At 41.9% G+C, this 10,365-nt stretch carries 10 protein-coding genes; 3 read left to right on the top strand and 7 right to left on the bottom strand.

Annotated elements, in window-relative coordinates; translation table 11 throughout:
- From B3143_RS10345 to B3143_RS10335, 3 genes are all read right to left on the bottom strand, one after another.
- The coding region (locus B3143_RS10345) for an AbiH family protein (RefSeq protein WP_286740390.1) at positions 1–979 on the bottom strand (979 nt) is incomplete at its 3' end.
- 79 nt (positions 980–1,058) lie between these two features.
- On the bottom strand, positions 1,059–1,436 hold the full coding sequence (locus B3143_RS10340) for a hypothetical protein (RefSeq protein ID WP_004787040.1): 378 nt from the start codon (positions 1,434–1,436) through the stop codon (positions 1,059–1,061).
- Positions 1,437–1,579: 143 nt separating this feature from the next.
- The gene (locus B3143_RS10335) at positions 1,580–2,989 is read right to left on the bottom strand and encodes an FAD-binding oxidoreductase (RefSeq protein ID WP_286740388.1); all 1,410 of its coding nucleotides are present in this window, start codon (positions 2,987–2,989) and stop codon (positions 1,580–1,582) included.
- Between the two features lie 354 nt (positions 2,990–3,343).
- Between B3143_RS10335 and serA the strand changes: the two genes are divergently transcribed.
- Together serA and B3143_RS10325 are read left to right on the top strand one after the other, a co-directional pair.
- A complete protein-coding gene (gene serA, locus B3143_RS10330) occupies positions 3,344–4,576 on the top strand; it encodes a phosphoglycerate dehydrogenase (RefSeq protein ID WP_286740386.1) in 1,233 nt (410 codons plus the stop codon).
- Between the two features lie 124 nt (positions 4,577–4,700).
- Positions 4,701–5,567: an EamA family transporter gene (locus tag B3143_RS10325; protein WP_286740384.1), complete on the top strand. Its 867-nt coding sequence runs from the start codon at positions 4,701–4,703 to the stop codon at positions 5,565–5,567.
- 45 nt (positions 5,568–5,612) lie between these two features.
- On the opposite strand, the gene B3143_RS10320 is transcribed toward B3143_RS10325, so the two are convergent.
- Positions 5,613–6,740 carry a hypothetical protein gene (locus B3143_RS10320; RefSeq protein WP_286740382.1) on the bottom strand — a complete coding sequence of 376 codons (1,128 nt, stop codon included), beginning with the start codon at positions 6,738–6,740 and terminating at the stop codon, positions 5,613–5,615.
- Positions 6,741–7,072: 332 nt separating this feature from the next.
- Between B3143_RS10320 and B3143_RS10315 the strand changes: the two genes are divergently transcribed.
- Positions 7,073–7,957: an EamA family transporter gene (locus tag B3143_RS10315; protein WP_286740380.1), complete on the top strand. Its 885-nt coding sequence runs from the start codon at positions 7,073–7,075 to the stop codon at positions 7,955–7,957.
- 63 nt (positions 7,958–8,020) lie between these two features.
- Here B3143_RS10315 and B3143_RS10310 read toward each other — a convergent pair whose 3' ends face one another.
- The 3 genes from B3143_RS10310 to truB all read right to left on the bottom strand — a co-directional run bounded on the left by B3143_RS10310 (position 8,021) and on the right by truB (position 10,304).
- Positions 8,021–8,488: a hemerythrin domain-containing protein gene (locus B3143_RS10310; RefSeq protein ID WP_005233643.1), complete on the bottom strand. Its 468-nt coding sequence runs from the start codon at positions 8,486–8,488 to the stop codon at positions 8,021–8,023.
- 127 nt (positions 8,489–8,615) lie between these two features.
- A complete protein-coding gene (locus B3143_RS10305) occupies positions 8,616–9,383 on the bottom strand; it encodes a sulfite exporter TauE/SafE family protein (RefSeq protein ID WP_286740377.1) in 768 nt (255 codons plus the stop codon).
- 15 nt (positions 9,384–9,398) lie between these two features.
- Positions 9,399–10,304, bottom strand: a complete 906-nt coding sequence (truB, locus tag B3143_RS10300) for a tRNA pseudouridine(55) synthase TruB (protein ID WP_286740376.1) — start codon at positions 10,302–10,304, stop codon at positions 9,399–9,401.
- Between the last annotated feature and the right edge of the window lie 61 nt (positions 10,305–10,365).

The following is a 10,365-nucleotide window of genomic DNA, read 5'->3' as shown; positions in this document are numbered from 1 at the left end:
ACTTTCGCAAGAGATCTAATTTTTGATGATATTTAGTAAATCCATATGCTTTTAGATTTATCAGCCCCTCACCTTTGATATCTGAAATACCTAAAACAATATTTTGCTTTCCACCACATTTTCCGTGTAAGTATTCAACTTTAATTTCATTTTTATAGAATTTTCTGAATGTATTTGTATAGTTAAATGAAAAAATATGATTCGGAATTTCCCAATTTTCATTTAAAACCTTGTATTCATATTTAGGCTTCAATTGGTCAACCACCAAAGATAAATACAAGTTAAAGATTTCTATAAAATCCTCTAATTTTTGATGTAAGTTGGATATGATTTTGTCGGTTTTGACTTTATAAGTTCTATTTTGATAAAAAACATAATCATTTTCGATATGAAACTTAAAATCCTGATCTTCTTCTGTATCATATTCAACTTCAACTACTTGATAATATATCCCCAATTCATCATCTTCAAACTCTCGTTGAGCATAATATCCACTTTTAATTATTTTTAACAATTCAAGAATATTACAGTATTCTCTTGTTAAAAAAATCTGACCTACTGAAACGTCCTCACCAAAGCCTATTTCTTCTGAAGATAAGCCCCGCTCACTTATTATCGTTTCTATTCTTGAAACAAAAGTGGAAATTACCTTTAGCACTTCTTCAATTTTCTGTTCAAAGTCGATCCATGTTTTGATCTCTTGAACGTGATTTTTAAAATATTGATACCAACTATTTTCAGTTAATGAATTTCTAATTTTAGAAAGTTGTTCTTTGTCTAAAACAATATTTTCTGTTAAATAATATTGTTTTGTTTTCGCTATAAACCCATCTTCACGATATTTTGAAAACAACTCATCAAAACTCATAGATTCACTTTCTGATGCTTCAATAGCCGTCATCACATCCATAAAATGATCATATTTGGTCGGCAAATAGTGTGACAAATCAAAACCATTCCCCACAATTAAAATATTCATTTTTATAGAACCCCAAAAGCAAAAAAGCGCATCCTGAAGATACGCTTTTAACGAAGTTTTGTTTAAAGATCAAACATTATTATGGACAGACTGCTTTCTGGAAAGTTTTGGTATTTGAACCACGTACACATTGATAGAGCTTCTCAGTATTGTGCATTTTCCAGTTCTTCTCTTCTTTTCTGAAATGATAAATGGTTTGAATCGATCTGACCGAATCATCCATCAGACCTGTTTCAGTTACTTTCACCTGTCCAACTGTAGGTGACTCAACACGATTAAAGAACTGACGAATCTCGACTGTTGCCAGTTCTTCACGCAGGTCAGGCCTCATTTTAAGCACCTGATCCAAAGGTGTATCTGAAGAAGACTGCACTTTTGCAATCACTTTCTGGGTGGTTGTACAACCTGATGTCATCACACCCAGACCTAAAATTGTAACCGCCAATAACCGTAACATATTGTTTAACCCAGATTATCTTTATTATGCAGAAATTATCATGCCGGGCTTTTCAGCTTAACGCTATTTAGACTCTGTAAGTCCAGTTACAGAGCAATAAAAAAAAGCGCACCTTTCGATGCGCTTTTGTAAATCTATTCTGATTAAAGATCGAATAGTTTGCCTGGGTTCATGATGCCATTTGGATCGAACACTTTTTTCAAGGCTTTCATGTATTCGATTTCTTCAGCTGAACGAGTGTATTCAAGATAAGGTTTCTTGGTCATACCCACGCCATGTTCCGCAGAAATTGAACCGTCATATTTTTTCACGGTATCAAATACGTACTTGTTCACGACTTGGCATTTTGCAAAGAATTCATCTTTGGTCAGGTCAGCCGGTTTCAGGATGTTCAAGTGCAGGTTACCGTCACCGATATGACCAAACCAGCAGATTTCGAAGTCTGGGTAGTTTTCATTCACGATCGAATCGATTTCTTTAATGAATGCCGGTACATGAGTGATCAGTACAGAGATGTCATTTTTGTACGGAATAAACGGAGCAATCGACTCAGAAATGTCTTCACGCAGACGCCATAAGCTATGTACTTGCTCAAGAGTTTGGCTCATCACGCCATCCAGCACCCAACCCTGTTCCATACAGTGCTCGAAGATTTCCATCGCCTTGTCCATAATCGGCTCAAACGGCGCTTCAAATTCAAGCAATACATAGAATGGACATTCAGTTTCAAATGGACGCTGTACATGACCATTGGCCAATACTTTTTGCATCGCCAGCTCACCGAAGAACTCGAATGCAGTCAGGTCGATTTTTGCCTGGAATGCATGTAACACTGGCATGATCGCATCAAAATCAGGTACGCCCAGTACCAGCACTTGCAGGTCTTGTGGCTGACGCTCAAGTTTGATTTCTGCTTCAGTGACTAAACCTAAAGTACCTTCACCACCGATGAACAGGTGTTGTAACGCATAACCAGTCGCGTTCTTGATCATGCCTTTGTTTAGACGCAGTACATCACCTTTACCAGTCACCACAGTCAGGCCAAGCACCCAGTTACGGGTCATGCCGTATTTGATCACTTTAATCCCGCCAGCATTGGTCCCGATGTTTCCACCGATCTGGCTTGAACCAGAAGAGGCAAAATCTACCGGGTAATACATGCCCTGCTCTTCAGCATAGTTTTGCAGCTGTTCAGTCACTACACCGGCCTGTACGCGTACCATACGGTCAGCCGGGAAGAATTCCAGAATCTGGTTCATCTTGTCCATGCTTACCACAATCTCGCCATTCGCAGCGACAGCGCCTGCAGATAGACCTGTACGACCACCTGATGGTGTTACTGCAACATTGAACTGGTTGGCAAGCTTCACAATTGCTTGAACTTGTTCAGTCGAAGATGGGAAAACGATGACCGATGGGTTTGGATCAAAGTGTTTGGTATGATCACGACCCCAATTCTGGAGGCTGTCCGCATCAGTTTTAATACGGTTTTCACCCACAATTGCAGTCAATTGGGTCAATAACTCTGGGGTTAAAGCGACTGGAGCATTCATCGTTTGCAGACCTAGCATGAATTAAACAAGAGAGACCTCGCCGGTTTATTTGTATATTTTTCAGGCATTAAAACCTGTATACAAAGCAGGCGAAACATGATGATTAAAGCACCAAAACTGGCAGCTTAAACAGCATGGCGCAATATTATAAGCTATTTTTGGGGCTTTCCCTTAAAAAATGACAATTTTGATAATATACCTTTGAAAATGATAGTTTAATTCAACCAGTTCTATCATTTTCACTACTATCACTTGCAAAAATAGCTGATATTGTAGTCATCAAGGAAATGTATAACCGCCCTATTCCTGTGCTATTATACGGCGACTAAATTTGGCCTTTGTAGCGGAGCCGTAATGAGCCAACATCTATCTCTACCTAAAGATAAAATCCGTTTTCTATTGTTAGAAGGCGTTCACCAGAACGCAATCGACACATTGAATGCAGCTGGATATACCAATATCGACTATCGCAAAACAGCGCTTGAGGGTGAAGCACTGAAAGAAGCGATTAAAGATGCACACTTCATTGGTATCCGTTCCCGTACTCAGCTCACTGAAGAAGTGTTTGAAGCTGCGAACAAACTGATCGCGGTAGGTTGTTTCTGTATCGGTACCAACCAAGTGAATCTGGATGCAGCAATGCGTCGCGGTATTCCGGTATTCAACGCACCGTATTCAAATACACGTTCAGTTGCTGAACTTGTACTTGCTGAAGCGATTCTTTTGCTTCGCCGTGTACCTGAAAAATCTATAGATACACATGCAGGCGGCTGGAACAAATCTGCTGTAGGTTCGTTTGAAACTCGTGGTAAGACTTTAGGTATCGTTGGTTACGGTTCAATTGGTTCACAACTTTCTGTCCTTGCTGAAAGCCTGGGTATGAAAGTGATCTATTTCGACACAGTGACTAAATTACCACTCGGTAATGCACGTCAGGTCGGCACAATGGGCGAACTTCTTGCAAATGCCGATGTTGTTTCTATTCACGTTCCTGATGTTCCGTCTACACGTAACTTCATGACCAAAGAACAATTCGCGCAAATGAAAGAAGGTTCAATCTTCATCAATGCGGCACGTGGTACATGTGTTGTGATCGAAGATCTGGCTGAAGCGTTGAAATCTGGCCACCTTGCAGGTGCTGCGGTTGACGTATTCCCGAAAGAGCCTAAAGCAAATGGCGAAGAATTCGTTTCTCCACTACGCAACATTCCAAATGTGATCCTGACTCCACACGTGGGCGGTTCTACGATGGAAGCTCAGGCAAACATCGGTCTGGAAGTTGCTGAGAAATTTGTAGCTTATTCAGATAAAGGTATGACGCTTTCTGCGGTGAACTTCCCAGAAATTGCGCTTCCATTGACTGAAGGCAAACACCGTCTGCTTCACATCCACAAAAACATCCCGGGTGTTCTGTCTAAGATTAACAATCTGTTTGCTGAACACGGCATCAACATCTCTGGTCAGTCTTTAATGACCAAAGGTGATGTAGGTTATCTCGTAATGGATGTAGATGCGACTGCATCTAAAGAAGCACTTGATACGCTACACGAAGTTGAAGGCACGATTCGCGTACGCGTATTGTTCTAATTCAACTACTGAAAAAACCGCAGGCTTCGGTCTGCGGTTTTTTTTATTTTTTAGGGATTTATTTTCCCTGAGTACAGTCCGCTCCTGTGCGCCGTATTCGATTACTTCGAAGCCAAATTTAGTCATGCCAGATTTTAAAATTGCACCGATGGTGCAAGCGCCACTGATTTTGCTAATCGCCATGATCAGCATGCAAAGCAGTGGCTCCTTTGCCAAATATCTGTTTGGCCAGTTCCCGATCCTGACCGTTTCAGCCATGCGCCTGCTCTTAGGTGCAGCCGTGTTGGCGTTGATTTTTAAAATCTGGCAAATCAATTTCCGTCAGGTCAAATGGTCAGCGATTATCAGTTATGGCATCGCGCTGGCTGGCATGAATATGCTGTTCTATCTGGCGATTGATCGCCTGCCACTTGGTATTGCAGTTTCTTTTGAATTTATTGGGCCCTTAAGTGTTGCGCTTTTTCATGCCCGGCAGAAGTTTGATTTTATCTGGGTCGGACTGGCAATTCTAGGGCTGGTGCTGCTGTTTCCCTTTGATCAGACTGCACAGCCGCTTGACCCGATTGGTATTCTATTTGCCTTGAGTGCAGGTGCCTGCTGGGCACTGTATATCGTCGCGGGACAGAAGCCTTCTGGGGTTTCCGGCAACCATACCGTGTGCTTAGGCATGTTTGTGGGCATGCTGGTGCTGATGCCGATTGCCCTGTTCGCGGGAATGCCTGCTCATGTGTTTGAGCCAAGTAGCCTCATGTATTTTGTTATTTTGGCTACTCTTGCCAGTGCCTTACCCTTTACTTTGGAAATGATTGCACTGCGTAATTTAACTGCTTTGAGTTTTGGCACTCTAATGAGCCTGGAACCTGCGGTTGCAGCACTCTCCGGTTTCGTATTCTTAGGCGAGACTTTATTGTGGACACAATGGCTGGCACTGGCCACTATTATCAGTGCATCGATTGGCTGTACGGTGACCACACAAAGAAGAAAGCATTAAATAAAAAAGGCGCTCAAGCGCCTTTTTAAGATGATTGATTTAATTTTAGCGTGGCGCTGCATCTTTAATAGCTGTATTTAATGCAGTAGCTGCTGTCACATTATAGCCATCACATGCCGAAGCAAGATGGTCATACAGGTAATCTGTCCATTTAAGCATTAGAGGAGTTGCACCCTCTTCCTTTAAATTGTCCAATGCAGCTTTTCTTGCCTGAGCAATATAATCGGCATGATCAATATGCTCTCCATGTTCCGAGAAAGTACTGGAATAAATTTCACCCTGATATTCGATCACCCCAAAGTATTTGTAATATTGCTGCGCATCGTCTTTATATTCGGCTTTTTTAAATTTCAGATTAGCCATCGTGCCATCTAAAATGGTTTTCGCCATCTCTTGAACAGACTCGCCTGTCTGCCATTCAGCCAATGTACGATAGCCAGTTTTAATATCCGGATCAAATTCAATAAATTCTTCCTCAGGATGTTCTGCCAGAATACGGAAACATTTAGATCCGTTCGGGAAAGTACGCGCCTTCTGCAAACCGACGAAATTGGTAGCAAACTGATTGTAATATTTACGTTCAGCATCGGTAGTATCAGTATTAAAGAAAACTCTGGTTTCGGTATCGTCATACATCTTCACGACAGCAATATTGGTACGTTCAGTTAAGGCTTTACCTGACAGGTCGTACCACTCCAGGTGTCGATGATTGCTGATGTTATTTTCCGGAATAGTGACGGGACGACTAGTAAATTGTTCAGAAGCATTTTCCAGTACTTTTTCCAGTTTATAACCTAATGCTGTACGGGCACGATCTGCAGGGAATACGCCTTTCTCTGTAACATAAATTGGGAAAGTCATGTCTTCATCAAGATCATATTCAGTATCAACAGCCCGGTTATCATCTGCATACAAGATGCCGTCAGTAATTTTATTTTTATGACTGGCCAATAGAAGCTTTTCCGACTCCATATCTGAAGCATCAATATTCGGCAGGTTGAACTGATAGGTATAGAATTCAGAAATTGTATCTGATGTTCCAGGATTGCTCGGATTACCAGGATTGGTTGGGGTGGGTTGACCTGCGACTGGCTCGTTATTATCAGAATCAGAGCCACCACATGCAGTCAGCATAAGGCTCAAGACAGCACAAGAGAGTAATCTTAATTTCATTATTATCTACCTTATTATTTTTTCATCGTTTTATTTTTCATTGTTATTTTAAAGTTGACCCAAACCATGAGGTCTAAGCCATTTTAATAAATATAAAATTAAGATCAAATTAAAAATTGATTAATTTGTAACCACAGTCTCATCAACAATTAACGTTGAATTTAATTTTTTCGGTGGGGGACGAAATCAAAAATTCAAATTCACTGATCCAAAATCCGCTTCGCATTCACAAAATATTCTTCTGCCCTACTCATCAAAAATTAACCGGTTTGATATACTTCCGCTTTCTCCTGTATCTCGATTATACCCTTCTGGTATAAGTAGTTTCTCCCATGCCAAACGTCCAACTTGTTGCTGTGTTGTACATGGTTCTCTCCATGACTTCATACCAGATCAGTGCATCCTTCGCCAAGCAACTTTTCCTAGTGCTTGACCCGATCACCGTCACTATTTTAAGACTCTGCTTTGCCGCCATTATTGTTTGTGTCATGTTCCGTTCCTGGAAAGTTATTCGACGTTTACAATTCCTGAAATGGCGGGATCTGCTCTGCTATAGCGCTTCTCTGGGCGTGATGAATATCCTGTTCTATATGTCGCTCGGGAAACTCCCGCAAGGAATTGCAGTCGGACTAGAATTTATTGGCCCGCTAGGCTTGGCCTTAATCTCAATTCAAAATCGTAAGGATTATGTCTGGGTGTTACTGGCAATTTTAGGTATCGTGCTGATGGTGCCATGGGGGGAAGCCAATAGCAGTAACTTTGACCTGCTTGGTGCAGCCTATGCCCTAGGAGCTGGCCTCTGCTGGGCCCTATATATCTATTTTGGGCAACGCGTGGTACAGCAAAATATCGGGATGCATGCACTGACGATTGCCATCAGTATTTCAGCCTTGTGTTTGTTGCCAATCGGACTATATAACAACGCCTCTGCTTTGATTGATACTCAATATTGGGGCAAGGCCATTACCATTGCAGTACTGGCAACCGCCATTCCTTATGCACTGGATTTAAAAGCGCTCCAGCACTTGAATAAAACCAGTTACGGCACGCTTTCCAGTCTTTCTCCAGCTCTGGCAGCACTAGTAGGTTTTATCTTGCTGGGTGAAAAAATTACGCTACTTCAAACGGTCGCACTGGTTTGTATTATGCTGGCTTCAGTTGGCGTGACTATGCGGGAAGCACGGCAGCAATATAAAACCCGGAAAATAGAAAGCTGAATAAATAAAAAAAAGATGGTACTCTGGCCATCTTTTTTTATCATGAAAATTTGAATTTCAATATTAGCTTTTAACCAGCATGTCTTTTTTCATTTCTTTATAACGCTGATATTCAGTTTTGTACTGATCCGCTAAAGCCTGTTTTTGTTCATCTCCCAGAATTTTCCCGGCCTGCTGGAAGAAAGCATGCTCTTCTTCTTTCAAATGATGATGAACTTTATCTGAGAGTCTCTTGGCAATTGCAATCCAGCTAGGGCTACTAAATTCAGTTTCAGTCAGTTCCTCAATCATTTCATCCATTTCATGATGTTCTGCCAAGGCGTGACGGGTAATATTCAAGCCGGGATCTGTCATCATCAAAGGAATATAAAAGTAACGGTCTTCTGCCGTTTCATGCGCAAACAGTTCATTCTTCAGCTGCTTGAACAACTCACGACGTTCCGGTGAATCCCCCGAAGTTTGCAGTAATTTTTCTGCCAGATCACGCTGGATTTCATGACTTTCCCTTAATGCTTCAAAAATGGTGGTCATGTAATTGTTCTCCTGTTTTTGTCATGCCTTTGCTTCAGCATAGAGTGAAACCGGCAAATGGTCAGGAATATTTATAAGGCGAATTTGTATAAAAAACTTTAATATTGAGAATAGTTTACATCTATTTTTAGGCTAAAAACATCTGATAAGCCATACGGCAAATCAGCAAACTGACCAGGATCAGAAACAGAATCCGGATAAAACCGCTGCCATATTTAAAGGCCAGTTTAACACCCAACAGCGAACCGCAAATATTCGCAGCCGCCATCATGGCACCCACCAGAAATAGCACATGACCTGTAGGAATAAAGAAACTCAGTGCCGCAAGATTGGTAGTGAAATTGGCAATTTTCGACAGTGTTGAGGCATGCAAGAAATCCACACTCAGATAACGAATAAAGAAAAAGATAAAAAAACTGCCTGTCCCCGGGCCAAAAATTCCGTCATAAAAACCGATGGCCAGACTGCCTAGTGCTGCCAATATTAGCATCTTTTTATTCAGCTTTTGCTCGACGTGTACCCGACCAAACTGCTTTTTCATGAATGTATAGATTGCAATCACGATCAGCATGATCAGCACAAAAGGCTTGAGAATATCCACCGGAATCAAGGTGACACTGGCTGCTCCAATAAATGAGCTAATAAAGCTGCACAGCGCAATTACACCAAGTAAAACCCATGGCAGTTTGACCTGTCTAAGATAGGAAAAGGCTGCCGAGCCTGTACCAAAAATGGAGGCCAGCTTGTTAGTGCCAAATACTGTGGCGGGTTGCAACTGCGGCAGGCTACTCATAATTGCCGGGATTTGGATCAAACCGCCACCACCAACGGCAGCATCAATCGCTCCTGCCATAAAGGCAAAAAGCACCAGACTGAGGATAATCTCGATGTCCATTGTTATTCAACGCGACTAGAGATTAAGAACACGTTTGGGTACCAGACGTTTTTTATCCGTGATTTCAGCCAGGCCTAAGCATTTCTCACCATCAAAGACCAACACCTGTGGCTCTGCCGGATGGTCGATATTACTTTCCATACCTCGGCTAAAATATTCTGCACGACCTTCCGGTGCCTGAATCTGCGGGAAATGCTGTACCGGTGCATAAGCTGGCAGTAATATCGCTTCACGTTCTGCCTCAGTCAAGCTTTCCAGATATTCAATGGTATAGCTTGGGATAATATCAAAATGACCGGTTTGAATCCGATGAAGGTAAGTCAGATGACCATAGGTACCGAGTGCTTTGGCAATATCTTCGCCGAGTACCCGGATATAAGTGCCTTTGGAACAGGTCACATCCAGCGTAATACTATTTTCAGTAAAAGATAAAAGCTCAATTGCATAAATGGTTATTGGACGTGCTTCACGTTCGATCTCAATGCCCTTACGCGCCAGCTCGTACAGCGGACGACCTTCCTTTTTCAGAGCCGAATACATCGGTGGCACTTGCTGGATCTCGCCAACAAACTTGGCAATTGTCTCCTGAATCAACTCTTCATTCAGTTCAGGGACTGGTTTTTCCAGCAGAACTTCCCCTTCGACATCACCTGTAGTAGTGCTATGTCCTAGAAAAACTGTAGTCTGGTAACGCTTGGTTGAATCCAGCAGATAATGCGAAAACTTGGTCGCCTCACCCAGACAGATCGGTAAAAGACCGGATGCCAATGGATCTAGTGCACCAGTATGTCCAGCTTTTTGCGCACGATATAACCAGCGTACTTTTTGCAATGCAGCATTCGAGCTGATGCCTAGAGGCTTATTTAATAGAAATACACCGCTGATATGACGACGCTGAATTTTAGGAGATGAGGATTTCATGGCAAAAAGTCAGACATTTTATAAATTGGCGCAATGGTAAAACCCCTGCCAATTATTTACA

The sequence above is a fragment of the Acinetobacter sp. UBA1496 genome (genome assembly GCF_002324975.1).
Taxonomy (GTDB): Bacteria; Pseudomonadota; Gammaproteobacteria; order Pseudomonadales; family Moraxellaceae; genus Acinetobacter; species Acinetobacter variabilis.
The sequence above is the reverse complement of the archived record's forward strand: the minus strand, read 5'-3'. Positions and strand labels throughout refer to the sequence as shown.